General features: G+C 66.7%; 26 protein-coding genes, 1 tRNA gene and 1 pseudogene. 13 read left to right on the top strand and 15 right to left on the bottom strand.

The window, feature by feature from the left end; genetic code table 11:
• Nucleotides 1-47 precede the first annotated feature (47 nt).
• Nucleotides 48-821, top strand: coding sequence for an enoyl-CoA hydratase (locus C6A82_RS07315; RefSeq protein ID WP_105341694.1), 774 nt, complete (start codon nucleotides 48-50; stop codon nucleotides 819-821).
• On the opposite strand, the gene C6A82_RS07310 is transcribed toward C6A82_RS07315, so the two are convergent.
• Nucleotides 803-1,504 (bottom strand): PIG-L deacetylase family protein, encoded by a 702-nt coding sequence (locus tag C6A82_RS07310; protein ID WP_105341695.1) that lies wholly within the window; start codon nucleotides 1,502-1,504, stop codon nucleotides 803-805. The genes C6A82_RS07315 and C6A82_RS07310 overlap by 19 nt on opposite strands.
• A gap of 4 nt (nucleotides 1,505-1,508) precedes the next feature.
• The gene (locus C6A82_RS07305; protein ID WP_105341697.1) at nucleotides 1,509-2,111 is read right to left on the bottom strand and encodes a TetR/AcrR family transcriptional regulator; all 603 of its coding nucleotides are present in this window, start codon (nucleotides 2,109-2,111) and stop codon (nucleotides 1,509-1,511) included.
• A 41-nt stretch (nucleotides 2,112-2,152) separates the two neighbouring features.
• On the opposite strand from C6A82_RS07305, the gene C6A82_RS07300 reads away from it, so the two are divergent.
• Together C6A82_RS07300 and C6A82_RS07295 are read left to right on the top strand one after the other, a co-directional pair.
• Nucleotides 2,153-3,295 (top strand): phosphotransferase family protein, encoded by a 1,143-nt coding sequence (locus tag C6A82_RS07300; RefSeq protein WP_105341698.1) that lies wholly within the window; start codon nucleotides 2,153-2,155, stop codon nucleotides 3,293-3,295.
• A complete protein-coding gene (locus C6A82_RS07295) occupies nucleotides 3,295-4,410 on the top strand; it encodes a hypothetical protein (RefSeq protein ID WP_311101728.1) in 1,116 nt (371 codons plus the stop codon). The genes C6A82_RS07300 and C6A82_RS07295 overlap by 1 nt, the downstream gene beginning before the upstream one ends.
• A gap of 7 nt (nucleotides 4,411-4,417) precedes the next feature.
• Here C6A82_RS07295 and C6A82_RS07290 read toward each other — a convergent pair whose 3' ends face one another.
• From C6A82_RS07290 to C6A82_RS07275, 4 genes are all read right to left on the bottom strand, one after another.
• Nucleotides 4,418-5,518, bottom strand: a complete 1,101-nt coding sequence (locus C6A82_RS07290; protein ID WP_105347081.1) for a ferritin-like domain-containing protein — start codon at nucleotides 5,516-5,518, stop codon at nucleotides 4,418-4,420.
• Between the two features lie 152 nt (nucleotides 5,519-5,670).
• Nucleotides 5,671-6,036, bottom strand: a complete 366-nt coding sequence (locus tag C6A82_RS07285; protein ID WP_105347080.1) for a DUF4345 domain-containing protein — start codon at nucleotides 6,034-6,036, stop codon at nucleotides 5,671-5,673.
• Nucleotides 6,037-6,046: 10 nt separating this feature from the next.
• Complete coding sequence (locus C6A82_RS07280) at nucleotides 6,047-7,546, bottom strand: NAD(P)/FAD-dependent oxidoreductase (RefSeq protein ID WP_105347078.1); 1,500 nt, start codon at nucleotides 7,544-7,546, stop codon at nucleotides 6,047-6,049.
• Between the two features lie 39 nt (nucleotides 7,547-7,585).
• Nucleotides 7,586-8,557 carry a TIGR03617 family F420-dependent LLM class oxidoreductase gene (locus C6A82_RS07275; RefSeq protein WP_199193878.1) on the bottom strand — a complete coding sequence of 324 codons (972 nt, stop codon included), beginning with the start codon at nucleotides 8,555-8,557 and terminating at the stop codon, nucleotides 7,586-7,588.
• A 28-nt stretch (nucleotides 8,558-8,585) separates the two neighbouring features.
• Between C6A82_RS07275 and C6A82_RS07270 the strand changes: the two genes are divergently transcribed.
• On the top strand, nucleotides 8,586-9,935 hold the full coding sequence (locus C6A82_RS07270; RefSeq protein WP_233217050.1) for a flavin monoamine oxidase family protein: 1,350 nt from the start codon (nucleotides 8,586-8,588) through the stop codon (nucleotides 9,933-9,935).
• Here the strand turns inward: C6A82_RS07270 and C6A82_RS07265 are convergent.
• Nucleotides 9,932-10,114 (bottom strand): hypothetical protein, encoded by a 183-nt coding sequence (locus tag C6A82_RS07265; protein ID WP_105347075.1) that lies wholly within the window; start codon nucleotides 10,112-10,114, stop codon nucleotides 9,932-9,934. The two genes, C6A82_RS07270 and C6A82_RS07265, sit on opposite strands and share 4 nt — an antisense overlap.
• Nucleotides 10,115-10,177: 63 nt before the next feature.
• On the opposite strand from C6A82_RS07265, the gene C6A82_RS07260 reads away from it, so the two are divergent.
• Nucleotides 10,178-11,149 carry an NADPH:quinone oxidoreductase family protein gene (locus tag C6A82_RS07260; RefSeq protein ID WP_105347073.1) on the top strand — a complete coding sequence of 324 codons (972 nt, stop codon included), beginning with the start codon at nucleotides 10,178-10,180 and terminating at the stop codon, nucleotides 11,147-11,149.
• Nucleotides 11,146-11,958, top strand: a complete 813-nt coding sequence (locus tag C6A82_RS07255; protein ID WP_199193876.1) for an endonuclease/exonuclease/phosphatase family protein — start codon at nucleotides 11,146-11,148, stop codon at nucleotides 11,956-11,958. The genes C6A82_RS07260 and C6A82_RS07255 overlap by 4 nt, the downstream gene beginning before the upstream one ends.
• Here C6A82_RS07255 and C6A82_RS07250 read toward each other — a convergent pair.
• The 4 genes from C6A82_RS07250 to C6A82_RS07235 form a co-directional block, all read right to left on the bottom strand.
• On the bottom strand, nucleotides 11,939-12,373 hold the full coding sequence (locus C6A82_RS07250; protein ID WP_105347071.1) for a hypothetical protein: 435 nt from the start codon (nucleotides 12,371-12,373) through the stop codon (nucleotides 11,939-11,941). The two genes, C6A82_RS07255 and C6A82_RS07250, sit on opposite strands and share 20 nt — an antisense overlap.
• Before the next feature lie 87 nt (nucleotides 12,374-12,460).
• Nucleotides 12,461-13,213, bottom strand: a complete 753-nt coding sequence (locus C6A82_RS07245) for a S9 family peptidase (protein ID WP_105347070.1) — start codon at nucleotides 13,211-13,213, stop codon at nucleotides 12,461-12,463.
• A gap of 4 nt (nucleotides 13,214-13,217) precedes the next feature.
• Complete coding sequence (locus tag C6A82_RS07240) at nucleotides 13,218-14,117, bottom strand: NAD(P)-dependent oxidoreductase (RefSeq protein ID WP_105347068.1); 900 nt, start codon at nucleotides 14,115-14,117, stop codon at nucleotides 13,218-13,220.
• Nucleotides 14,118-14,137: 20 nt separating this feature from the next.
• A complete protein-coding gene (locus C6A82_RS07235) occupies nucleotides 14,138-15,010 on the bottom strand; it encodes an alpha/beta fold hydrolase (protein ID WP_105347067.1) in 873 nt (290 codons plus the stop codon).
• Between the two features lie 86 nt (nucleotides 15,011-15,096).
• On the opposite strand from C6A82_RS07235, the gene C6A82_RS07230 reads away from it, so the two are divergent.
• The 7 genes from C6A82_RS07230 to C6A82_RS07200 all read left to right on the top strand — a co-directional run bounded on the left by C6A82_RS07230 (nucleotide 15,097) and on the right by C6A82_RS07200 (nucleotide 18,990).
• Nucleotides 15,097-15,336 carry a DUF6480 family protein gene (locus tag C6A82_RS07230; RefSeq protein ID WP_105347065.1) on the top strand — a complete coding sequence of 80 codons (240 nt, stop codon included), beginning with the start codon at nucleotides 15,097-15,099 and terminating at the stop codon, nucleotides 15,334-15,336.
• A 60-nt stretch (nucleotides 15,337-15,396) separates the two neighbouring features.
• Nucleotides 15,397-15,630: a CsbD family protein gene (locus C6A82_RS07225; RefSeq protein ID WP_105347063.1), complete on the top strand. Its 234-nt coding sequence runs from the start codon at nucleotides 15,397-15,399 to the stop codon at nucleotides 15,628-15,630.
• Between the two features lie 4 nt (nucleotides 15,631-15,634).
• Nucleotides 15,635-16,687, top strand: a complete 1,053-nt coding sequence (locus tag C6A82_RS07220; protein WP_105347061.1) for a M42 family metallopeptidase — start codon at nucleotides 15,635-15,637, stop codon at nucleotides 16,685-16,687.
• Between the two features lie 327 nt (nucleotides 16,688-17,014).
• Entirely contained in the window at nucleotides 17,015-17,461 is a 447-nt protein-coding gene (locus C6A82_RS07215) for an STAS domain-containing protein (protein ID WP_233217048.1), read from the top strand.
• Between the two features lie 111 nt (nucleotides 17,462-17,572).
• Entirely contained in the window at nucleotides 17,573-17,884 is a 312-nt protein-coding gene (locus tag C6A82_RS07210; RefSeq protein WP_105347059.1) for a hypothetical protein, read from the top strand.
• Nucleotides 17,881-18,456 (top strand): carboxymuconolactone decarboxylase family protein, encoded by a 576-nt coding sequence (locus C6A82_RS07205; RefSeq protein WP_105347057.1) that lies wholly within the window; start codon nucleotides 17,881-17,883, stop codon nucleotides 18,454-18,456. The genes C6A82_RS07210 and C6A82_RS07205 overlap by 4 nt, the downstream gene beginning before the upstream one ends.
• A 3-nt stretch (nucleotides 18,457-18,459) precedes the next feature.
• Nucleotides 18,460-18,990, top strand: a complete 531-nt coding sequence (locus tag C6A82_RS07200; RefSeq protein WP_105347055.1) for a M15 family metallopeptidase — start codon at nucleotides 18,460-18,462, stop codon at nucleotides 18,988-18,990.
• Between the two features lie 50 nt (nucleotides 18,991-19,040).
• On the opposite strand, the gene C6A82_RS07195 is transcribed toward C6A82_RS07200, so the two are convergent.
• The 4 genes and pseudogenes from C6A82_RS07195 to C6A82_RS07175 form a co-directional block, all read right to left on the bottom strand.
• Nucleotides 19,041-19,184 (bottom strand): hypothetical protein, encoded by a 144-nt coding sequence (locus C6A82_RS07195; protein ID WP_105347053.1) that lies wholly within the window; start codon nucleotides 19,182-19,184, stop codon nucleotides 19,041-19,043.
• A 192-nt stretch (nucleotides 19,185-19,376) separates the two neighbouring features.
• Nucleotides 19,377-19,450: transfer RNA gene (locus tag C6A82_RS07190), tRNA-Met, on the bottom strand.
• Between the two features lie 16 nt (nucleotides 19,451-19,466).
• A pseudogene (locus tag C6A82_RS07185) lies at nucleotides 19,467-22,133 on the bottom strand (putative bifunctional diguanylate cyclase/phosphodiesterase).
• Nucleotides 22,134-22,302: 169 nt separating this feature from the next.
• Complete coding sequence (locus C6A82_RS07175) at nucleotides 22,303-25,311, bottom strand: UPF0182 family protein (RefSeq protein ID WP_105347052.1); 3,009 nt, start codon at nucleotides 25,309-25,311, stop codon at nucleotides 22,303-22,305.
• Between the last annotated feature and the right edge of the window lie 42 nt (nucleotides 25,312-25,353).

The raw sequence follows: 25,353 nt of genomic DNA, 5'->3' as shown, positions 1-25,353 counted from the left end.
GCAAGAGTGCGAGAGGATTCCGCCATTACGTCGATCTCGGCGAAGGGATGAGCATGCTGGTCGTCACCGCCGACCACGGCGCGATTCGGATGCTGACCCTGAACCGGCCCGCCGCCCGCAATGCGCTGAGCCGTGATCTGATCAGGGCCGCGTACAGGGCGTTGACCGAGGCCGACGCCGACGAGTCCGTCCGCGCGGTGGTGCTCACGGGTACCGACCCCGCGTTCTGCGCCGGGGTGGACCTCAAGGAGGCGCAGCGCGACGGCCTGGGCTACTTCGAGGAGTTCCGGTCGCAGAGCTGCATCGCTGCGACCGCGAACATGCGCACGCCGATCATCGGGGCGATCAACGGCGCGGTGTTCACCGGCGGGCTCGAGATGGCGCTGGGCTGCGATTTCCTGATCGCATCGGAGCGGGCCGTGTTCGCCGACACCCACGCCCGTGTCGGGATCCTGCCAGGTGGCGGTATGACGGCGCGGCTCCCCCAGCTCGTCGGCCTCGGCATGGCCAGGCGGTTGTCGATGACGGGCGAGGTCGTCGACGCCGCCCGCGCCGAGAGGATCGGCCTGGTGACCGAGGTCGTCGCCCACGAACGGCTGCTGGACCGCGCGCTCGAGTTGGCGACTCACATCGCGGAGGTAACGGGTCCAACCATGATGGGGCTCAAGGAGATCTACACCACTGGAGCGGCCCAGGTGATCGCTCCGTTCCTGGCCGCCGAGGAGAAGATCGCGTTCGCACAGCACCGCGACTTCGAGGGGCTCGGCGACCAGTTCCGCGCGGTTTCCGAGCGCAACAGGCGTCAGATAGACGGTGGCTGATCGCCCGCTTCCCGCTTGAGGATGAACTCGACCGAGCGGTGGCCCTCGAACCCGGGCAGCGGCGGCAGCGTCGTGCGGTCGACCTGGATCCGCGCCTGCTCGATCACCGGTACATCGGGTTTGTAGACCGACAGATAGACATCGTGGGCGGCAAGCGATGCGACCGCGACGTCGATGAAATCGTCGACGACCTCGCAGTGTGTGCCGTGCGGGCCGTTTTCGAAGAACCATCGGGGTTTGGTGGGCAGTGAATCGTAGGCTGCGGCAACCGCATTGGAGAACTCGATGTGGTCGCGCTGGTTCGGCGCCCCTGGCCCCCACTCCGGGCCGCTGTAGAGGGTGATCACCACGTCGGGCGCCAGTTCTGTGATCGCCTCGGCGATCTTGGCCTGCAGCTCGGGGGTGTTGAGGATCTGGCTGTCGGGAAAGTCCCAGAACTCGACATCGTCGACGCCGACGATCGCCGATGACGTGCGTTGTTCGCGTTCGCGCAGGGGACCCGTCTCCTCCGGCGACATGCCGGGAATGCCTGCCTCGCCGCGGCACGCCAGCGCGTAATGGACGTGCTTGCCCTGTGAGGTCCACTTGGCGACGGCTGCGGCCACGCCGTACTCGGGGTCGTCGGGATGGGGCACCAGAACCAGTGCGGTGCGCCAGTCGGTGGGAAAAGGCTGATGAACCACGCTGTCAGGCAATCACACCGTGGGCGACGATGGCGGTCGTCTGATCAACCCAGTCGTCGTCGAGATCCTTCTCCGGCCACAGCAGCAGCCGCAGCATCGTCGCCCCGCCGATCACTTCGATCAGCCGCTCCGGATCGACGTCGGAATGCGCGTCGCCGCGCTGCAGCGCCTCGGCCAGCCGTGTCCGCACCGCCGAGAACACCTCGGTGAAGCGGCTCATCACGCGCGCATTCAGCTCGGGATCGGCGGTCATGTCGGCGATCAGGCCGGGCAGGGCGGCGCGCACGACCGGACTGGTGAACACGTTCCTCGTCGCGGCGATCATCGCGCGGACATCGGCGCCGAAATCCCCCGGCGGCGCTGCGATCGCCGTCGGCGCGGCCGGGAACGCGGCCTCGTGGACGAGCTCGGCCTTGCTCGACCACCGGCGGTACAGCGCGGTCTTCGTGGTGCCCGCCCGCTCGGCGACGGCAGCCATCGTCAGATTCGAATAGCCGATTTCCACAAGCAGATCCGTCGTCGCGCGCAATATGGCAGCGTCGATACGCGGGTCCCGAGGCCTGCCGGCGCTCGGGCTCTTGTCAATCGAAGTCGGGTCTGCTTTCATAACGCTACCCACCGTATCGTAATAAGGCAGGAGGAAGAACCTTGGCTACAGAACCGGCTGTCGAAGACGTCGGCCGACTCCAGCGCTCGGCTCGCGATATCAGCACGCTGCCGGGCGTGATGTCGCGATGGCTGTCCACCGTCATGCCCGGCGGCGTCGAACCGCAGGTGACCGTTGAGAGCGGCGTCGACTCCAACGGGATGTCCTCGGAGACCATCATTCTGACCGGCCGCTGGGAAGCCGACGGCCAAGCGCACGAGGAGAAGTGGGTGGCCCGCGTCGCGCCCACGAAAGAGGACGTCCCGGTGTTCACGTCCTACCGGATGGACCACCAGTTCGACGTGATCCGGTTGGTCGGCGAGCTGACCGACGTCCCGGTGCCGCAGGTGCGCTGGCTCGAACCCACGGGCGAGGTGCTCGGCACCCAGTTCTTCCTGATGGACTACGTCTCCGGCGTGGTTCCGCCCGACGTGATGCCCTACACCTTCGGTGGCAACTGGTTCGCCGACTCCCCCGCCGAGTCACAGCGCGCGCTGCAGGACAACACCGTCGACGTACTGGCGAAACTGCACGAGATTCCCGATGCCGAAACGACGTTCGGTTTCCTAGCCTCTCAAGCCGACGGAGACGAGCCGAACGCATTGCGACGCAACCTCAACTGGCTGAAATCGTGGTACGAGTTCGCCGTCGGTGACATCGGCCGATCACCGCTCGTCGAGCAGGCGCTCGAGTGGCTCGACGCCAACTGGCCAGCAGACATTGCGGCCAACCAGCCGGTGCTCATCTGGGGCGACTCCCGGGTTGGCAATGTGCTCTACGAAGACTTCAAGCCCGTCGCCGTACTGGACTGGGAGATGGCGACGCTGGGTCCGCGGGAAATGGACGCCGCGTGGATGGTGTTCGCGCACATGGTTTTCCAGGAGCTCGCCGGCCTGGCCGGAATGCCGGGCCTGCCCGACTTCATGCGGGAGGACGACGTCAAGGCCACCTACGCCGAGAAGACAGGAGTGCAACTCGGCGACCTGAACTGGTTCTACGTGTACTCGGGAGTGATCTGGTGCTGCGTGTTCATGCGGACCAGCGCCCGTCGGGTTCGCTTCGGCGAGATCGAGAAGCCTGAGGACGTCGAAACGCTCTTCTACCACGGCGCCCTGCTGCGGCGCCTCATCGGAGGTGAAGCCTGATGCTCGGCCCCATGGACGAGTTCCCCGTCCACCAAATCCCGCAACCGATCGCGTGGCCGGGTTCGTCGGACCGCAACTTTTACGACCGGTCCTACTTCAACGCCCACGACCGCACCGGCGACATCTTCCTGATCACCGGTATCGGGTACTACCCCAACCTCGGCGTCAAGGATGCGTTCGTGCTCGTGCGGCGCGGGGATGTACAGACGGCGGTGCACCTTTCGGACGCCATCGATTCCGACCGGCTGAACCAGAACGTCCTCGGCTATCGCGTCGAGGTCACCGATCCGCTGCACCGGTTGCGCATCGTCATGGACGAGACCGAGGACGTCTCGGTCGACCTGACCTGGAACGGCCTGTTCGACGTCGTGCAGGAGCAGCGGCACATCCTGCGGGCGGGCACCCGAGTGACATTGGACGCGCAGCGGTTCGCGCAGGTGGGGTCGTGGAGCGGCACCATATCGATCGACGGCGAAGAAATCACCGTCGACCCGTCGGTGTGGATCGGCACGCGCGACCGGTCGTGGGGCATCCGGCCCGTCGGGGAGGCGGAACCGGCTGGGCGGCCGGCGGATCCGCCGTTCGAGGGCATGTGGTGGTTGTACGTGCCGATGGCCTTCGACGACTTTTCGATCGTGCTCATCATCCAGGAGGAGCCCAGCGGGTTCCGGTCGCTGAACGACTGCACGCGCATCTGGAAGGACGGGCGCGTCGAACAGCTGGGCTGGCCGCGGGTGAAGATCCACTACACGTCGGGCACGCGGATACCGACCGGCGCGACGATCGACGCCACCGCGGCCGACGGCACGCCGGTCCGCTTCGACGTGGAGTCCAAACTGCCCGTGCCGATTCACGTGGGCGGCGGATACGGCGGCGACTCGGACTGGATCCACGGCACCTGGAAGGGCGACAAGTTCACCGAGCGCCTGACCTACGACATGACCGACCCGGCGATCGTCGGACGGGCCGGCTTCGGCGTCATCGACCATGTCGGCCGTGCGGTGTGCACTTCAGCGCACGGCACGCCCACCGAGGGGTGGGGTTTGTTCGAGCACGGTGCGCTCGGTCGTCACGACCCGTCGGGCTTCGCGGACTGGCTCACCGTCGCGCCCTAGGCGCGGGTCAACTCGCGCCCGCCGCGATCACCTGGTTCACCTCGAGGGACCGGGCCGCCATTTCGGCGTGCGCCGTGTCCAGCGCTTCGGCCTGGTCTTCGTCGGCCTTCATCAGCGCCTCGATGTCGAAACCGGCCATGTCGTGGACACCCATGTCCCGAAACGCCTTCTGCACCTTGTCGCCCCACAACCCGATGTCCTTGACGATCGGCACGATGCGGCTGAACAGGTGGGAGCGGAACTGGATCATCAGCGGTGACGTATCGACCCACTCCGCACATGCTTTGACATCAAGGCCGAGGGTCTCGAAGACCTCCTCGCCGCGGAACCTGTCGCGCATCAGGTAACAGGCGTCCACGACGAACTCTTCCCGCTCGTCCCGCTCGGCTTCGGTCAACTGGGAGTAGTAGTCCTTCAGCGAGATTCGGCCGAAAGCGACGTGCCGCGCCTCGTCCTGCATGACATACGCCAGCACCGCCTTCGCCAGCGAGTCCGGGGGCGCCATGTCACGCAGCACCCCGAAGGCGGCGAGTGCGAGCCCCTCGATGAGCACCTGCATGCCCAGATAGGGCATGTCCCAGCGCGAGTCGTGCAGGGTGTCTGCCAGCAGGGAGGTCAGATTCGTGTTGATCGGGTAGACCAGTTCGACCTTCTCCTGCAGGAACCGCCCGAACGCCTCGACGTGCCGCGCCTCGTCCATGGTCTGGGTGGCCGCGTAGAACTTCGCGTCCAGGTCCGGGACGACCTCGACGATCTTGGCCGCGCACACCATCGCCCCCTGCTCGCCATGCAGGAACTGCGAGAACTGCCAGGCCTGGAAATGTTGGCGCATCTCGGCGCGACGTGATTCCTCGGCGGCCTCCCACATCGGGCTGCCGAACAGCGGATGGAACTCGTCGGGCAGTCCGATGGGGTTCATCGGGTCGACGTCTTGGGTCCAGTCGATGCGTGACTGGGCGTCCCACTGCTTGTCCTTGCCCTTCTGGTACAGGGAGAGGAGCCGGGCGCGCCCGTCGTCGTACTCCCACGTGAAGCGCGCGTCGCCGGCGCTGGAGACTTTCCAGGAGTACGGCTCGGGCACGTCTGTGTATTTATCCCTTGTGGTCATGCGGTGCCGCCCCTTCTGCTCTCGGCTATAACGCCGATACTGACGCAAAAGTCAATTTTCCGGGCGCCGTTTTCCATATAGAACGAAATCCGACTTTTGCACGCGTCTACTCGCACTTCGTGGACAAAAGTCGGATCTCGCGGCTCGGTGCGTCAGGCCACTGCGAACAGTGCGGCGGCGGCGACCGCCTCGACGATGAAGTACAGCCAGTTCGGGTAGAACGGCGTGCGATCGTCGAGGATCGCGGACACGATTCGGCCCACGGCCATTCCGGCCAGCGCGATGCCGACGGTGATCAGGACGCCCTTCTGCAGGTCGCCGCCCCGAAAGGCGGCGTAGGAGAGCACTGCCGCGATCGCCAGCCCGAAGCCGCCGTAGACCGCCCGCACCTCCGACCGCGATGTGGGCGACTCCAGCGTGACGCCGAACGGGCGGATCAGCGCCCTCGGCGCGGCCAGTGCGTAGGCGCCCATGCCGAAGAAGAACACCGCGATCACCACGATGACCGCGACGTTCACTGCTCGAGCCCTACGCCGACTGTGCGGACTCGGCGTCGGCGCGGCCGAACACCATCGACTCCTCGATCCGGTCGAATCGGTGATCGATCGCGTCCAGCACGTAGTTGTGGCGCACGTTCCACGGCCGCTGGGTGCCCGACTTCGGTAGCGCATGCGCAGCGCGCTGCACGTAGCCGGCGTTGATGTTCCACGCGGGCTTCTCCGCCATCGGCACATCGCCAAGATGCGGGTAGGCGTGTGTGTAGCCATGAGAGTCCATGTAGGACAACAGCTTTGCGAACGCCCGCGCGGTCAGGTCTGCCCGCAGCGTCCACGACGCGTTGACATAGCCGACGCACCAGGCCGCGTTCGGTACGTCCTCGAGCAGATGTTCCTTGTAGACGAACCGGTCCTGCGGCTTGACCTCGGCGCCGTCGATGCTCAACGCGACGCCGCCGAGTGCCTGCAACTGGATACCGGTCGCGGTGATCAGCAGGTCGGCGTCGATGCGCTCGCCGGAGCGCAGCACGACACCGGTGGCGTCGATGTGGTCGATTTGATCGGTCACCACGTCCAACCGGCCATCGCCGATCGCCTCGTAGAAGTCGTTGCCGAGGATCAGACACAGACGCTGATCCCACGGGTCGTAACGCGGCTTGAAGTGCACGTCGACCGGATACCCCTCGGGCAGAGCCTTTTTCGCGGTGCTGCGGATGTACTTCCTGCTGGCCTTGGGCGCCTTGCGCGCGATCGCATAGATCAGGACGGTGACGATCTTTCCGTAGAGCCGCGCCGCGGCGTTCCCGGCGCGCAGCGGAAGTACCTTCCGGATCACCGACAGGAGCGGATTGACACGCGGCATGGACATCAGATAGCTCGGTGAGCGCTGCAGCATCGTCACATGAGCGGCTTTCTCGGTCAGCGTCGGGATCATGCTGACCGCCGTCGCGCCGCTGCCGATGACCAGCACCTTCTTGCCCGTGTAGTCGAGTGATTCCGGCCAGTGCTGCGGATGCACGACGGGGCCGCTGAAGTCCTGCAGCCCAGGGAAATCCGGCCGGTAGGGCTCGTCGTAGTTGTAGTAGCCGGTGCCGAAGAACAGGAACCGGCCGCGGTAGGTCCTCGGTTCACCGTCGATCTCGGTGGCCACCGTCCAGGTGTCCGTCGAGGAGTCCCAGTCGGCCGACAGGACACGGGTTTTGAACCGGATGTGCTCGTCGATACCGTGCTTGCTCGCGGTCTGGGTGAGGTACTCGCGGATGTCGGCACCCTCCGCGACGTATTCGGGGCGCGTCCACGGCTCGTAGGGGAAGCTCAAGGTGAAGATGTCGCTGTCGGACCGGATACCGGGATAGCGATTGATGTCCCATGTCCCGCCGATCCGCGCGCGCCGCTCCAACACCGTGTACGACAACGTCGGGTTCTTCTCGTGGATGCGGTAGGCCGCGCCGATTCCCGAGATGCCCGCGCCGATGATCAGCACGTCGGAGTACTCCGCCTCGGCGCCGGTTCGCAAGCGCTCGTCGGCCATTAGACCTCCCTTGGTCCGCCTGGGTACCACGATATGCGGTCAGGCGGTCAGCGCGTCAACGATCTCACCCAAGGCTTCCGGCGCGACGGGACCGGGCTGATACAGGCAGATCTGGTGGGATATGCCGTCCACCCGATCGCGGATATGGGTCGCGACCTCGGCCGCCGATCCGCAGGCGGCGATGGTGTGCAGCACGTCGTCGTCGATGAGCTTGCCCATCTCCTCCCACCGGCCCTGCTTGGACAGCGAGTTGAGTTCGGGCTGCAGGTCGCCCCAGCCGTGGATCTCCAGCACCGGGCGATAGGCCGGCGTCGAGCCGTAGAACCCCAGCAGCCGACGGGTGGCGGTGTGATCGTCGCCCACCGACACGATGATCTCCGGGATGACGGCGAAATCGGTTGCCGTCCTTCCCCCCGCCGCCAGGCCCTCCCGCACCGCGGGCATGGTCACCTCGTGCAGGAAGCGCTTGTTACCGAACGGCATGACCAGCAGCCCGTCGGCGTGTTCGGCGGTCGCACGGGTCAGCCGCGGGCCGAGCGCGCCCACGTAGATCGGCGGCGGGCCGTAGGGGTTTTCACCGGGACTGAACGTCGGCGTCATCAGCGTGTGGCGGTAGTACTCGCCCCGGAAGTTCAGCCGCTCGCCCGTCTGCCAACTGTCGAAGATGGCCCGCAGCGCCGCGACCAGCTCGGTCATCCTCGCCACCGGCTTGTCGAACTCCACGCCGAACCGCTTCTCGATCTGCGCCCGTATCTGCGTGCCGAGGCCGAGCGCAAACCTGCCCTCGCTGAGCAGCTGGTGATCGATCGCCTGGTGAGCGAGATGGATCGGGTTGCGTGGAAATGCAATTGCCACATTGGTCATCAGGTCGAGACCGCCGACAGTCGACGCCAGGGTCAGCGGCGTGAAAACGTCGTGAGGCCCTTCGAAGGTGAAGACCCCGGCCGCACCTGCGTCTCGGAAGGCTCGTGCCTGCTCGATTGCGTTGCCGGGCCCGAACAGCGCTGTCATCACCCTCACGGCGTGAGAGCCTAGTCGCGTGACGCAGACAATTGCCGACGTCGTCGTGGTCGGGGCCGGGTTCGCGGGTCTGACCGCGGCGCGGGAACTGGTCCGCCACGGCTACGACGTCGTCGTGCTGGAGGGCCGTGACCGGGTCGGCGGACGGTCGTCGACCACGATGATCGCGGGCGTCCCGGTCGACCTCGGCGGCACATTCATCGGCCCGACGCAGGACGCCGTCAAGGAGCTGGCCCGCGAGCTGGGCTGCGAGACCGTCCCCACCCACACCCGCGGCAAAAACCTGATCAAGTGGCGGGGCCGGGTCCGCGCCTACCGCAGCACCATTCCGCGGTTGTCCATGCTCGAGCTGTTCGACGTCTCCCGCATCCAGTGGCGATTCGAACGACTCTGCCGCCGCCTGTCGCTCGCGGAGCCGTGGAAGGCGCCCCACGCGAGCCATCTCGACGAGCAGACACTGGACCGCTGGTTGCGCTCGCTGCACGCCGGCGCCTCGACGCGCGATCTGATGGCGATCATGTCGAGGGTGACGTGGGGCTGCGAACCCGACAAGGTGTCGATGCTGCATGCCGTGCGCTACGTCAAGGCCGCGGGGGGGCTTGGCCGGATGCTCGACGTTCAGGGCGGCGCACAGCAGGACCGCTTCCCCGGCGGCACTCAGCAGATCGCGCTGAAGCTGGCCGGGGAGTTGGGGGATCGCGTCAGGCTCGGCGCCATCGTCGCGCGCGTCGAGCGCCACCCCGACGGCACCTTCACCGTCGGCGCCGGCGGCGGCGACGTCACTGCCAGGGCGGTCATCGTGGCGATCCCGCCCGAACATCGAACGGCCATCGACTTCTCCCCGGCCCTTCCCGCCGAATACGAAAAGCTCGCGCAGCACTGGCCGCAGGGACGCCTCAGCAAGGCCTACGCCGCTTACGAGACGCCGTTCTGGCGCGCAGGTGGCTGCAGCGGAGAGGCACTGTCCGACGAAGGGGCGGTGTTCGTCACGTTCGACGTCAGCCCGGACGGAGACGGACCGGGCGTTCTCCTCGGCTTCACCGACCCGCGCACATTCGACTCGCTGCCGCCCGCCGAGCGTCGCGAGCGTGCGCTGGCAGGGTTCGCCGACCTGTTCGGCACGGAGGCACTGGAGCCCATCGATTACCTCGACCACTGTTGGGGCAGCGAGGAATTCGCACCGGGCGGACCGACGGCCGCAGTCCCGCCCGGCTCGTGGACCAGCTATGGGCCTTGGCTGCGCAAGCCGGTGGACGGCCTGCACTGGGCAGGCACCGAAACCGCCGACGAGTGGACCGGCTTCCTCGACGGCGCCGTGCGGTCGGGCCGCCGCGCGGCCGCCGAAGTGCACGCCGAACTCTCCCCTTAGGACGTCGCGCGGTCGAGATCGGCGGCGAGGAAGTTGAGGCCGTAATTCGCGCGGCGCGTCGGCACGCCGCTGCGGCCGTGGCCACGGTGGTCGCGCACGCTCGACGGACGCGATGGTGGCAGCGTGCCGGCCGCGGTGAACCGCCGCGCCCCGCGCCTGACCCGCTGACCTCTCGGCATAGCTGCCAGATGTTACCTTCAGGCGCCATCGGCGCCGCCGCGCCGAGGCTGTTAAATAAGGCGATGCGCGCAATCCAGATACCCAGCCTCGACGGTCCGCAGGCCGCAGAACTGGTCGAACTCGACGAGCCGACCGACGAGAACGCCGTCATCCTCGAGGTGTACGCGGCGGGTGTGGCATTCCCCGACGCGCTGCAGTCGCGGGGGCTTTATCAGTACAAGGCCGAGCTTCCGTTCGTACCCGGCGCCGAAGTCGCGGGCGTGGTGCGCAGCGCGCCCTCCGATAGCGGATACGCCAAGGGCGACCGTGTCGCCGGGCTGACGATGCTCAACGGCGGCATGGCCGAAGTCGTTGCGCTGCAACCAGAGCGAGTGTTCAAGCTGCCCGACAACGTGTCGTTCGAGGCCGGCGCCGGCCTTCTGTTCAACGACCTCACCATGCATCACGCACTCCGCACCCGCGGCCGACTGGCCGAGGGCGAGACGGTACTGGTGCACGGCGCCGCGGGAGGTATCGGAACTTCGACGCTGCGGCTGGCGCCGGTGTGGGGCGCGGCGCGCACGATCGCGGTGGTCGGAACCGAGGAGAAGAAGGCGATCGCAACCGCGGCCGGAGCCACCGACGTGGTGCTGGCTGACGGCTTCAAGGACGCGGTGATGGGACTGACCGACGGCAAGGGCGTCGACATCGTGGTCGACCCCGTCGGCGGTGACCGGTTCACCGATTCGCTGCGCTGCCTCGCGCCTGGCGGACGCCTTCTGGTGATCGGGTTCACCGGCGGCGACATCCCGACCGTCAAGGTGAACCGGCTACTGCTCAACAACGTCGACGTTGTCGGTGTCGGCTGGGGCGCGTGGACCTTCACCCATCCCAACTACATCCGTGAGCAGTGGGACGAGCTGGAACCGCTGCTCGCCACGGGGGTCGTGCCCGCGCCGGAGCCGGAGAGCTATCCGCTGGAACGCGCCGGTGAGGCCATCGCATCGCTGGAGGACCGCACCGCCAAGGGCAAGGTCGTCGTCAAGCTCCGGTGAGGCTGCTTCCGCGACGGCGCAGCGTCCGCGTCGAAAACGCCTGCGCCGCATCAACTGTCGGCCGCAACGAGCTGACGCTCACGACGTACAACATCTGGAACGATCCCAAGCATGCCGCCGACCGCTATCGGGCTGTCGCAGAGCTGCTTTCGCGTCGCGAGCCCGACGTCATGGTGTTCCAGGAGGTCACGCCGACCGCTGTCGAGGTGTTGCTCACGCAGCAGTGGATCAGCGACGGGTATGCGCGCGCGGCGGTAACCGGCGGCGAGGCAGGCGACTACGGCCTGCTGATGCTCTCCCGTGTGCCGATCAGCGAGGTCACCTACACCAGGTTGCCCAGCCGCCAGTCGCGCGGGTTTCTGCGCGCCGAACTCGCACTGCAGGGTGCTCCGACGGTCGTCTGCTGCGTCCATCTTGACAGCGGAAAGCGGTCTGCGCGCCTACGGGGGTGGCAGCTGCGACGGATCTTCGGCTCGTTGAAGCCGGCGAACGACGCCGTGGTGCTCGGCGACTTCAACATGCGCGACTCCGAGAACACCCGTATCGGCCCGCCGTATCTCGACCTCTGGCCCGCGCTGCGGCCCGACGAGGACGGCTTCACCGAGGACACCTCGATCAACCTGATGCGCTACGACATGAAGGACAAGCACCGGCACGTCCGATTCGACCGGGTGCTGCTCAAAGGCGACCGCTGGACTGCGACGGATATCGAGCTACTCGGCACCGAGCCCATTGCAAAGGACCTGCCGCGGGTATTTCCTTCGGATCATTTCGGTGTGGCGTGCCGGCTCACAAGCCGTAGTCCATAGGCGGGCCGTCCGGGCCGACCGCGGATTTGTCGGCGACAGCCGTGGCCACGACGGCGCCGCCCTGCCGGGTGCCGACGACCATGACCTCGTCGTTGACGGCGAACGAGGCGGCGGGACTCGCTGCGTGGCCGTCGCCGGTGATCGTGGTCGTGTTGGGCGTGACGGCGAAGGTCTGAACCATGCCGTCGGCGCTCTGCGTGGTCAACGAGTCAGGGGTCACGGCGATCAGCCGGCCCTGCTGGCTCAGCGACTGCTCTGCGACGGGAGGTGGAGCTGGAGTGGCCGCGGTGGGGGCGTCGGGCGAGACGAGTTCAACGATCGCCGCGGCAAGGACGCTTGACACGCCCACCGAAGCCGCGATGGACCCGATTACGAGGTTTGACCTCGATGTCCTGGTGCGATGCTTTCCACTCATAGGCCTTTCTCCGCCGCTCGACAGCAAATGTCGTCGTAAGCGGAGTTACCCGAGCCGTCCCGCGACGAAACACCTTCCCGTGAGACGTCAGAGATACGGGTCGGCCCAGGCGCTGACGACGCGGGCCGCACGTGCGGCCTGATTCTTGCCGGTGAGCAGGTGATCCGCCCCCTCCAACGAGACGAAACTGCGGGGGTGGCGGGCCGCCCGGAAGATCTCGCTCGCGTTGGCGATTCCGACGGTGTTGTCGGTCGGCGAGTGCATGACGAGCAGCGCGCGTCGCAGGGTGCGGATCTGCTCGCGCAGGTCGGCCTTGCGGACGTCGTCGATGAAATGCCGTTTGAGCGTCAGCGCCTTGCCGCCCGCCTGAAACGGCGCCTCGCCGTCGGCTTCGATCCGGGCCAGCAGCGCGTCGTAGTTGCGCTCGACGTGGCCGGGCTCGTACGGCGCCCCGATGCTGGCGACCGCCGCGACCGACGGGCAGTCATGCGCGGCGGCCAGCACCGCCGATCCGCCGAAGGAATGTCCGACAAGCAGGTGTGCCTCACGGCCGGAGTCGTTCATGAACTTCACCGCGCGCGCGGTGTCGGCCACCTTGTGCGAGAACGACCCGTCACCCCAGTCCCCTTCTGAGTCGCCGAGTCCCAGGTTGTCGAAGCGCAGCATGCCGATGCCCTCGCTGGCGAGCTGCTTGCAGATCCGGCTCGCCGCGGGGCTGTCCTTGCCCAGTGTGAAGCCGTGCGCGAAGACGCCCCATCCGCGCACCTCCCCTTCGGGAACATCGATCAGGCCCGCAAGGACCGGGCCGGTGGTGCTCGGGAACTCGACGCGCTCGGCCACCGTCTCAGCCGACCAGCTCCGGGTGGAACTTCGCCACCATCCGGGCAATCCCGTCGCGCCAGTCGACCGATGTGCCGCCGATCAGCTCGCGCATCAGGGTCGCGTCGGTCGGGTTTCCGCGCAGCGCAGCCGCGCTCTGCTCGAAAACCGGTTCCCTGCCGATCAGCGAGCCGATGTAGGTGCACCAGTCCTGCAGGCTGACGGCCTGCTCACCACACCAGTTGACGGTCGGCGCGGGTACCGCGGCCTTCTCGAGCAGCTTGGGGATCATCGCGATGATGTCGTCCTCGTGAATCGGGTTGTAGACGGCGGGGCCGCCCTCGGGAACCTGAATCGGGATGCCCCCGAGCATCATCTCCATGTGGAAGAACGGCCAGCCGCCGTTGTCGCCGTAGGGCACGTTGAGCCGCGCGATGATCGCGGGCACACCGAGCGCGCGCGACATCGTCCGCACGACGACCTCGCCGGCGATCTTGGAGATCGAATACGTCGGGAACAACTGCTTGTGGTTGTCCCCGAGGCCGGAGCGCTCCGTGCGCGGCTCGTCGTCGGGCGGATCGTAGACAGCGGCCGACGAGCAGTGCAGAAATGCTTTGGCGTCGGGGCAGTGCGCCATCAGCAGACCGGCCGATTCCGCATTGGCGCTCAGATCCTTGTCCCACCGACCGCTCTTGGCCACCGCGAGGTTGAGCACGTAGTCGAAGTCCCTTGGCAGCGCGCTGAAGTCGCCCGACGCCAGGTTCACGGTCTCGCACCGGACACCGTCGCGTTCGAGAGCCTCCCGCGCGGCCGCATCGGTGAAGCGCGCGATGCCCCACACCTCGTTGTCCGTCGCCAAAGCCCGTGCGATGGGAGCGGCCACCTGACCGCTGGGACCGGTGATGAGGATCTTGGCTCCGCGCATGCGCTGATCGTAGGGAATGGCTAGGCCACCGCGTGCCGGTTGAGGAAGTCGACGATGGCCCCGGCGAACAGATCGTTGCGATCACCGGCCACCATGTGCCCCGCCCCCTGCACGTCGACGAACTCGACCGCGGGAAAGCGCGCAAGGAACTCCTCGGCGCGGTCCTCGCTGACCAGGTCGCTCACCTGGCCGCGCACCAGAAGCATCGGCACGTCGGCACCGAGGATCGCCTTGATGGCCTTGTGCATGCGGTCGGGGTCGGTCACCTCGATCGGCGGGTTGGCGGCGGTGCCGTCGATGAACTGCGGGTCCCAGTGCCAGTACCAACGGTCGCCGCGGCGACGAAGGTTGGCGCGCAGTCCGTTGAGGTCACGGGGCCGCGGCCGGTGCGGGTTGTATTCGGCGATCATGTCCGCGACCTCGTCGAGCGAGGCGAAGCCCTCCACCATCTTCTCGGCCATGAAGTCGTGGATGCGCGCCGCCCCGGACGGGTTCATGCTCGGCACGATGTCGACCAGCACCACCGCGCTCGCGATGCCCGGCGACAGCTCGCCGGCCAGCAGCATCGAGGTGAACCCGCCGAGCGATGCGCCCACCAGGACCGGGGCGGGCGGTAGGTGTGCAACCACTTCGCGGACGTCCTCGGCGAAGGTCAGCACGCGGTAGTCGCCCTCGGTCGACCAGTCCGATTCACCATGGCCACGGAAGTCCACGGTGACGGCCTGCCAACCCCGCTCGGCCACGGCAGCGGCCGCGCGGGCCCACGAACGCCGGGTCTGGCCACCGCCGTGCAGGAAGACCACGGCGCGGGCCGCAGGATCGCCGAGCCGGTCTGCGACGATACGGATGCCGCCGGGCGCCTGGGTCACGAACGTCTCGGGCGCTGTTGCCATTCTGAAGATCGTAGGGTGCGGTGCCTCACCACAGGACCGCGATATCCCTCGCGTGTGGCGCGGCATTCGGCGGGTATGCCCCACAGGTGACCGCCCAGCCGCCCGATCCCGACCCGGCGCGAACGCCGAGCCTGGAACCCGGCGGCGGCGTGCGGCCCGGCGAAACCCCGCCCGACTCCGCACAGACGTCCGGCCTTTCGGAGCCGCAGCCGCATGCCAGGCACAAATACACCCCGGCGACCGTCGCAGGCATCGTCGCGGTCGCCGTCTTCGTGTTGTTGTTCATCGCCACCGGCGTCCTGCTCGTGATGGACCTTCTTTTCTGATCTTGTTTGACGAGTCCGCACCCGGGAACACTTCGGCGGTCCGACAAACGAGGAGTGAGCATGGCTGACAACAGCGGCCCGCAAGAGGGCATCAAGGGCGCCGTCGAAGACGTCAAGGGAAAGACCAAGGAAGCCGCGGGAACGGTCACCGGACGCGACGACCTGACCGAGGAGGGCAAGGCCCAGCAGGACAAGGCCGACGCCCAGAAGGACGCCGCCAAGAAAGAGGCCGAGGCCGAGTCGGCGCGCGGCAGCGCCAAGGCCGCGGAGAAGCGGGAAGAATCCAACCAGTAACGGCATGCGCCGGGACCTGCTTCAAGAGCTGCTGTCGGCGTGTGGGCCGGTTGGCCAGGAGGATGACGTCCGCGACATCTGTCACCGCGAGCTGGAAACGTCTGCAGACGACGTCTGGATCGACAAGGCAGGCAATCTGATCGGCCTCATTCGCGGTGACGGCGCCGAGGACGCCATCCGCGTGATGGTCCACATGGACGAGTTGGCGATGGTCGTCAAGCGTGTCGCGGGCGACGGCAGCTTGCATCTGAGTCCGCTGGGCACGATGTATCCGGGCAACTTCGGACTCGGGCCGGTCGCCGTGCTCGGTGATCGCGAAACGTTGACCGGCGTATTGTCGCTGGGTTCCGAGCACACCACCTCCGAAAGCCAACGGATCTTCGAGACGAAGCCCGACGGCGGCGACAAGGCGATGGATTGGACGCACGTCTACGTCTTCACCGGCAGAACTCCGGACGAACTAACGGAAGCGGGCGTGCAGGCTGGAACTCGAGTCTGCGTCGACAGAAGCAAACGCAGCCTGGTGGACATCGGCGACTACCTCGGCTGTTACTTCATGGACGACCGTGCATTGGTGGTCGCACTGCTGGACGTCGCGAGGGAATTACGAGAACGGAGTGCGCGGCCGCCGAACGACGTCTACGTCGTCTTCACCACCAGTGAGGAGGTTGGCGGTCTCGGCGGCTCCTACGCCAGTCGTAGCCTTCCAGGCCACATCACGTTGGGCTTGGAGGTGGGTCCAACCGAAGCGGAGTACGACACCAAGATCAGCGGCGGCCCGATCGTCGCGTACAGCGACGCCGAGTGCGTCTACGACAAGAGCATCGCCGATCGGCTGATGAAAATCGCCGACCGCCTTCAGGTGGCCCCGCAGGCAGCGGTATTGGGCGCATTCGAGTCCGACGCGTCACACGCCAAGGCGAGCGGCCTGGCCGCGCAGGCGGGCTTGCTCTGCCTGCCGACGCTGAACACTCACGGTTACGAGATCATCCGCCGCGACGCGATCTCCGAGATCACCGCCGTCGTCGTCGAGTTCCTGGCGCCTCGATTGGCGTAGCCCCGCTAGCGAGACGAAAACCACCTGCAATAGGGCTCGACGTGGGTGCCGGCCACACCACGGAATCCGTTGTTTCGGCTCTTGACGCGTGTCCACCAGGCCAGATTCTGAATGAATTGATATCCGAAAAGCGAAGCATCGCAACAAATTCTTGAGAGGTTCATGAGTTTTCCTCCACAACGCGGATTTCGTAGTAATCTCAACACCGGTTGAGCTTGCAGCCGGTCGCGGGGCGCGAAGTTCGCAGCGCCGCTTATCCGGCCTTCAGACTGCAGGGCCGTTCGAGTCTCACTCGAGCGTGATCGCGCGCTGGGGAAGGAGTTCACGTTGACCACCGCCACTGCCGTTCAGCTACAGCATGTGCATCTGCCATCCGTCGATGAGGTGCAGCGTTCCGGCAGAGCAGTCTTCACAGCGCAGGAACTATCCGACGGTCGCATGCTCATCGGCGTCCGCGGCAGCGTCGACGCCACCAACCGGCACGCGCTCGGCCGATTCATCCAGCGCCACACCCGCGTCTCCAAACAGCTCGTGCTCGACCTGTCCGAGGTCGACTTCTTCGGCAGCCAGGGCTTCACGTCGCTGTACTACGCCAGCGTGCAATGCGCGCGCCGCGACGTGGACTGGATGGTCGTCGCGGGGCGCTCAGTGCTGCGCATCCTGCGCATCTGCGACCCCGACGGCGAGCTGCCGGTCATCGAAGAGCTGGAGGCCGCCCTTGCGCGGCTCGACCACATCACCAAAAGCCGCCACGCCGTCGCCTGGAGCGAATAACACCAGACGCCGGTGCCCTACCGGGTGATCCCCCGATCGTCTTCACTAGAGAGACGATGACGTAAAGGGTGAGCTGTGAAGGACGTCAGCGCGCCTACGACCGGGTGAACGATGACTGACATATCCCGCCTCCGTCGTGAGCTCGTCGCCCGCATCCTCGACAGCCACGCGACGGCGTCGCGCGAGTTGCGTAGGGCCGCAGCCGACAACGCCGGCCTGGACGAGCCGATACGGACGCTTATCGAGAAGGTCGCCAACCGCTCGTACGCGGTCACAGACGAGGACGTCGCAGCCGTCCGCGCCAGCGGCTTGAGCGAGGACCAGATCTTCGAGCTCATCGTCTGCGCCGCTGTCGGCGTGGCAGGCCGACAGTACGACTCCGCGACGGCGGCACTCGCCGAGGCGACAGGCGGTGGGCAATGAGACTGGAGGTTCTCGACCGCGGCCATGGACTGCCCGCCAAGGCGCTGTTCGCAGTCATTCGGCTGATGACACGCCAACCTGTGGTCGATGCGGTCAAGCTCGCGTTCTACCGCAAGGACTTCTACGGCGCGGGGCCGCTCACCGACGAGGCGATGCGCGGCCCCTCGCAGTGGTCGGTCGGCGACCGGGAATTGATGGCGGCGTTCGTCGCCGACGCCAACCGATGCCCGTTCTGTGTCGCCGCGCACTCGGCGACGTCGGGCCTGTGGTACGGCGACGATGCGAAAGTGGCTGCCACACTTGCCGATCTGGACTCCGCGCCGATCGAGGAGCCGCTGCGGGCAACGCTGCGCATGCTCGGCAAGCTCGCCCGCGAGCACAGCGTCGATGCGGATGACATGCGGGCGGTCCTGGAAACGGGCGTGACGCCCGCACAGATCGAGGACGCGCTGGCCGTCAGCCTGGCCTTCAACATCACTGCGCGACTGGCCAACGCCTTCGACTTCGACCTGGCCAACCCCGACGCGATGGCCGCCGGTGCCAGGCATCTGCTGAAGCGCGGCTACGGTTAGCCAATGGTTCGGACCTGGCTAGGGGCGGCGGGCGCGGCCTTCGTGCTGATGGCCGCCGGGCTCGCGGCTGCCGGTGCGGCAGCGGCCGACCAGGACGACACCGCAGGAGGCGGGCTGTCCGCCGGTCAGCGGCTCAGCCCGTTCGATCTCAGCAGTCCCGCGGTGAACCGGCTCGACCCCGCGCTGCTCGACGCCGTCGAGCGCGCCGCCGACAGTGCAGCGGCCGAGGGCATCACCATCGGCCTCACGTCGGGATGGCGCTCGCCCGAGTTCCAGCAGCGACTGTTCGACGACGCCGTCGTCCAATACGGCAGCGTGGAGGTCGCCGGCCAATACGTCGCGTCCCCGCAGGTGTCCAAGCACGTGGTGGGCAAGGCGGTCGATGTCGGTCCCGCCGCGGCCGACGACTGGCTGATCCGCAACGGCCAGATCTTCGGGCTGTGCCAGATCTACGCCAACGAGATCTGGCATTTCGAGTTGGCGGCCGATTACGGCGGCGTCTGCCCGCCGCTGCGGCCCAACGCCGCCGGCTGACCACCTTCAGCGAATGTCCAGCCGTGTGCGGCTGTCGAAAGACCGCCGCGTCAGCGCTCGCCGAACTCGTGCCACTGCGCGATCGCCAGCAGTTCCTCACGGACGGTCGAATCGGGCATTGCATTGATCCGCGCATAGAGGCGCCGCCTGCTTCTGGCGCGCTTCACGTCGGCGCGAAACTCCGCGAAAGACATCACAACTCCTTGTCGATACCCCGATGCGGGGTGCATTAGCTTTGCTCACTGCCATGTGGCAGCGATACGTACAGCACGTGAGCCTCGGTCGTTAATCCTGAATGACTCAAATTCGGGGTGATCTTGGCGACACCTTGCCGGCGACCACGAAAACGGCCCCCGGAGTTGATCTCCGGAGGCCGTTTCTCTTAGTAGCGGGGACAGGATTCGAACCTGCGACCTCTGGGTTATGAGCCCAGCGAGCTACCGAGCTGCTCCACCCCGCGACGGGTGAACATGAGGCTACCGAAGGTCAGGGTGCAGCGCCAAATCGCTCATCGAGGCGGCGGGTGTGCACCGGTTGGTCCACTCAAGCAGTTCGTCGGCGGGCAACGGCGGGGTGTGCACATAACCCTGGGTGAGGTTGCAGCCATACCGCCGCAGCGCTTGCAGGGTCGCCTCGTCCTCGACGCCTTCGGCGACCAGGTCCGCGCCGAGGCTGTGCGCCAGCGCCACCGTGGACCGCACGATGGCGATGGAGCGCGGGTCTTCAGCCAGGCGGGAGACGAACACCCTGTCGAGTTTGAGTTCGTCGACCGACATGTCCTGCAGGCGCGCGAGCGACGACCACCCGGTGCCGTAATCGTCGAGCGAGATCCGCACGCCGAGGCGGCGCAGTGCGAACACGGTCTTGCGCGACCGGGACCAGTCGTTGGCGAAGGTCCCTTCGGTGATCTCGAGGATCAACTGCTCCGGCGAAACGCGATGCGCGGTCAACAGCCGATCGATGGTGTCGACCAGATCGAGGTCAAGCAGGTTCACCATCGACAGGTTGACCGCCACCGTCATGCGGACACCCTTGGATCGCCAGTCCTGCACGTGCCCGAGCGCGAGGATCGGGAGCATGCCTGCGGTGAGCGCCAGCAACAACAGGTCGCCCACCGGATACGCCAGCCCCACGTACACGGCCGCGGGCTCGCCCTGCAACGCCGCGTCGATCGGGCCGGTCACGATCGCCGCGGACAGCGCGCCCAGCGTCAGCCCGCAGATCAGGGCGTCGAGCCGGAGGGCGGGCGGGACGCGCTTGAGCCGCTCGCGCATCATCAGCACCATGCCCGCGTAGACCAACGGGTAGAACGCCAGGTAAAGCACGTCGGCCACGGACGGCATCAGGCCTTCAGGGACCCGGGTCGCATACACCACGTCACCGGCGGCCGAGCTCGCCATGCCCGCCCCGATGAGCAGACACGACAACCTGTCCGCCCGCACCGTGAAGGCACGGAAGAACACGAACGCCGCGGCCGAGATGTTCAGCATCGAATAGAGCACGCCGTCGAACGCCACGATGCGACCCGCATGGTCGCGCACCACCGTCGAAAGCGTGAAGGCGGCGACCCCGAGTGCCAACAGACCCAGACCGGCCCAGATCGCAGGCGGCGTCCTGGCACCGCCGCGCGACGGCTCGTTGCCGGAGTCCTGCCCGTCCGATGATCGGGAGTCCATCGCCACACCGCCTGACGCGGCGGCCGAATCACGCTGCCCGGCAGGCGGATCGGTGAGCTGCTGCAGTTCCCACGGAACAGGCAGATCGGGGACGAAGCTGCGCACGCATGCGCCGCCGTCGCGTTTGGCTGCATACATCGCCAGGTCCGCATTGAGCAGAAGATCGTCGGCGGTCTGGTCGCCCTTGCTGGCGGCGACCGTCAATCCGATGCTCGGTCGGACCAGCTGCTGGACGCCCTCGATGACGATCGCCGTTCTGAGCGCGTCGAGCACGCTGTTCGCGGCGGCCAGTGCGTCGACGTGCCCCTCGAAGAGCGCCGCGAACTCGTCCCCGCCGAGCCGTGCGACGGTCCACGTGTCACCGAGCCTGCTCTTCAGCCTCCCCGCGACGCGGATAAGCAGCTCGTCGCCCGCCGGATGGCCCAGCGCATCGTTGACCGCCTTGAAGTTGTCCAGGTCCAGGCACAACACCGCAACAGGTTCGCCGTTGCGGTGTCGCCGGCCCATGGCGCGTTCGAGTGCGTCGAGAAACTGCGCGCGGTTCGCGAGGCCGGTGAGATGGTCGTGAAACGCCTCGCGGGCCACCTCGGCGAGCAGACGCTAATTCTCGATGAGCACGAAGAACTGCCGCAACACCACCGCCACGACGAGAATGCCTTCGGCCACCAGCAGCGCCTCGTGCCCCGTGTGGCCGAGTTCGAAACCGATCACGGCGGCACCGGCCGCGAGCAGAGGGAGATACGGCAACCACACCCGGACGCCCGCCTGCAGGTCCGTCATCGACGTCTCCACCGGCCGCTCGTCGACGCTGAACAACGCCGCGAAACCCAGCATGCCGAAACCCGCCACCCGGATCAGGTCCACGAGACCGCCGCTGTGATAACCCCCCACCCCGGCCAGATATACGCTCGCGATATCGGCCATCTCGATTGCGGTGATCCCTGCCGCGAGGATGGTCACGCTGACCCGGCCCAGCGGGCGGGACCACACCAGGATCGCGGTCGACATCAACACGATGTCAAGGGAGATGTGCAGGACCGTCAGCGACGCGCCCTCGCCGGACAGGTTGCGAAGTACACACACCCAGGAGACGACGAACAACGACGTGGCGACGATGACCCCGTCGAGCACCAACCGCTTACGCGGCGCCGTCTCGAGGTCCCCCAGAAGCAGCAGGCACGCGTAGAGCGCGATCGGCACCACCATGAGAACGGCCTGCGGGAACGACGGATGCCATGGGCTCTCGTCGGCGCCGACCTCCTCGAACATCTGGATGACCTCGCTGAGCGCCCACGCCGAAAGGGCGACGACGAGTGTCAGCCAGCCGTATCGCCGCCGACCGCGCGTCGAGGCGGCGGCCCTTGCGGCGCAACCAAGCGCGAAGAGCAGGCACACCAGGTAGGCGAGTTCGTCGACCGGTTTCGTCTGGAAGGTGTCCTCCCACGACAGCAACGCCCACACAGCCATCAGCACCGTTGCGCCGCCGAAGATCACGGCGGCGATCCGGCCGATCCGCCCCAAGCCTCGAATCGATGCCACGCGGCACGCGCCTTCTGCTTCATCGCCGCCCCAAGGTGTTGATCGCTCAAACGGCGATTTTGCCTTGGATTGGCGCTAGTAGCAAATGCCTGCCGCGTTACTTGGTGGAGTCATATTTCTCCATTGCGTCGTCCAAGCGCTGCAGCGCGGTACCGAACTCCGAGAAATTGCCACTTTGCTGTGCCTGGCGCAGCTCACCCAGAGCCGACTGCACGTCGCGCAGTGCCGCAGCCTTGCCCGCCGAGAGCTGAGTCGGAACGCCGGAGGGCACGGCCCCCACCGGCGACGGCACCTCCGGCGCCCTACCCGCCTGGTTCGGCGCAGGCGCCTGCGGCTCACCGTCGGAATTCGTGGCAGCGGAGGGTCGCCCACCCGGCGAAGTGGCGGGCGCGGGCCCGGTCGCGGTCGCGTCGGCACCCGGTCCGAACAGCTCGGTGAGCGCGTCACGGACCGTTGGCCCGTACCCCACTCGATCCTCGTACATCATCGCGACGCGGATCAGGCGCGGATAGGACGACGCCGCGTCGCTCGCGCCGGGTGAGGCGTAGACGGGTTCGACGTAGAGCAGGCCGCCTTCGGCCACCGGCAGCGTCAACAGGTTGCCCCAGCGGATGCGGTTCTGGTTGTCACGACCGATGACGCCGAGGTCCTGGCTGACCGCGGTGTCGGTGGTGATGGCGTTGTTGGCCAGCTTCGGCCCGTTGACCTGACCGGGGATCGTCAGCACCGTGATCTTGCCGTAGGTGTCGGGATCCGAACTGGCGCTGATGTAGGCGGCCAGGAAGTCACGCTGGAACCTGTTCATCGCGCTGGTCAACTGGAACGACGCCGACCTGTCGTTCTTGGCGAGGTCTTTGGCGACGATGTAGTACGGCGGCTGGTAGCTGCTGGCCGTCGGGTTGGGGTCCTGCGGCACATTCCAGAAGTCCGACGTCGAGAAGAACGTCACCGGATCGTTGACGTGATACTTGGCCAGCAGCGCGCGCTGGACCTTGAAGAGATCCTCCGGATAGCGCAGGTGCGAGCGCAGTTCCGGGGTGATCTCGCTCTTCGGCTTGACCACACCGGGGAAGATCTTCTCCCAGGCCTGCAGCACGGGATCGGCTTCGTCCTGCGCATACAGCGTCACCGTGCCGTCGTAGGCGTCGACGGTGGCCTTGACCGAGTTGCGGATGTAGGACACCTCCTTGTCGGGTGCCAGCCGGTTGAACGCCACCTCGGTGGAGTCAGCGGTGACGCTCGAGAGCGACTCCTGCTGCGAATAGGGGTAGTTGTCCAACGTGGTGTAGCCGTCGACGATCCACACCATCCGCTTGTTGACGATGGCCGGATAGACGCTTGTGTCGGTGGTCAGCCACGGCGCCACCGCCTCCACCCGCTCGGCGGGATCGCGGTTGAAGAGGATCTTGCTCTCCGACCCGATCGGGCTGGGGAACACCAACTTTCGCTCGGAGAACTTCGCGGCGAACACGGCGCGGTTCAGCCAGTTGCCGATCGGCACCCCACCCTTGCCGCTGTAGGTGTAGTTCTTGGTCTCGGTGTTGGTCTCGTAGTCGTACTCGCGGTCGTTGCCGCTCTTGCCGACGATGGCGTAGTCGGCGGCCGTGCCAGCGATGACGGGTCCGAAGTACACCCGCGGCTGATCAAGTGGCGCGGGACCCGGCGAGATCACGCTGCCGTTGGCACCGACGACGCTGGAGAGGAACTCCGGATAGCCCCCGTTCTGGTTGGGATCGTTGGCGACCCCGCGCACCGTGTTGGCAGGCGAGGCGATGAAACCGTTGCCGTGGGTGTAGACGAAGTGCCGGTTGATCCAGTCGCGCTGGTTGTCGATCAGGCGGTCCGAGTTGAGTTCACGGGCGGCGACGACGTAGTCGCGCAGGTTGCCGTCCGCGTCGTTGTAGCGGTCGATCGCCAACTGGTCGGGGAAGTAGTAGAAGTTCTTGCCCTGCTGGAACTGCGTGAACGCCGGGCTGACGATCGTCGGATCCAACAGCCGGATGTTCGACGTCGTCGCGCGGTCGGCGGCCACCTGCTGAGCGGTCGCCGGCGCATTGCCCGGGTAGTCGCGGTAGGTCACCGTCTTGTCGGTCAGCCCGTAGGCATCCCTGGTTGCCGCGATACTTCGGCTGATGTATTCGCTTTCCTTCTGTGCCGCATTGGGTTTGACGGTGATCTGCTCCACGACCAGCGGCCATCCCGCACCGACGACCATCGACGACAACAGGAGCAGCACTACGCCGATCGCGGGAATCCGCAAGTCCCTCAGCACGATCGCGGAGAACACGGCCACCGCGCAGATCAGCGCGATCGCCATCAGGATCAGCTTGGCGGGCAGCACCGCGTTGATGTCGGTGTACCCGGCGCCGGTGAACGGCTTACCGCTACGGGTGTTCGACAGCAGCGCGTAGCGGTCGAACCAGTACGCGATCGCCTTCAACAGCACCAGCGTGCCGACCAGGGTGATCAATTGAATGCGCGCGGACCGGCTCAGCGCCCCGGTTCTGCCCGACAACCGGATTCCACCGAACAGGTAGTGGCCCAACACGTTGGCGATCAACGCGAGGAAGGCCGCGACGAACAGATAACCCATCACCAACCGGTAGAACGGCAGATCGAATGCATAAAAGCCGAGATCCAACCCGAACTGCGGATCCTTGACACCGAAGTCCCCGCCGTGCAGGAACAGCTGGATCCGCTCCCAGTACGTCTGTGCGACGATTCCCGCGAAGAAGCCGATGACCGCCGGGACACCGATGCCCACCAGCTTCAGTCGCGACATCACCGCGGTGCGGTACCGCGCGACCGGGTCGTTGGGCCCGTTGGTCGGGACGAACACCGGCCGTGCGCGGTACGCCAGCGCCAGCGCCGCGAACACGATGGCTCCGACCACGGCCCACACCACCAGAAAGACCACCAGCTTGGTGAGCAACTGCGTGGTGAACACCGACCGGTACCCAAGCTCGCCGAACCACAGCCAGTCGACGTAGGCGTCGACCAGGCGGGGCCCGATGAGCAACAACAACACGACCGCCAGGGCGACCGTGATCAGAATTCGGCTACGTCGCGTCAGCTTCGGCATTTTCGCCGCGGGCCGCATACCCACTCGTCAACTCCTGATTTCGCCCATGCACGTCTTCGAATGACG

Origin of the sequence: Mycobacterium sp. ITM-2016-00318, from assembly GCF_002968285.2 — a bacterium.
Lineage (GTDB): Bacteria > Actinomycetota > Actinomycetes > Mycobacteriales > Mycobacteriaceae > Mycobacterium.
Note: the sequence above shows the minus strand (reverse complement) of the source record. Positions and strands in the feature narration are given on the sequence as shown.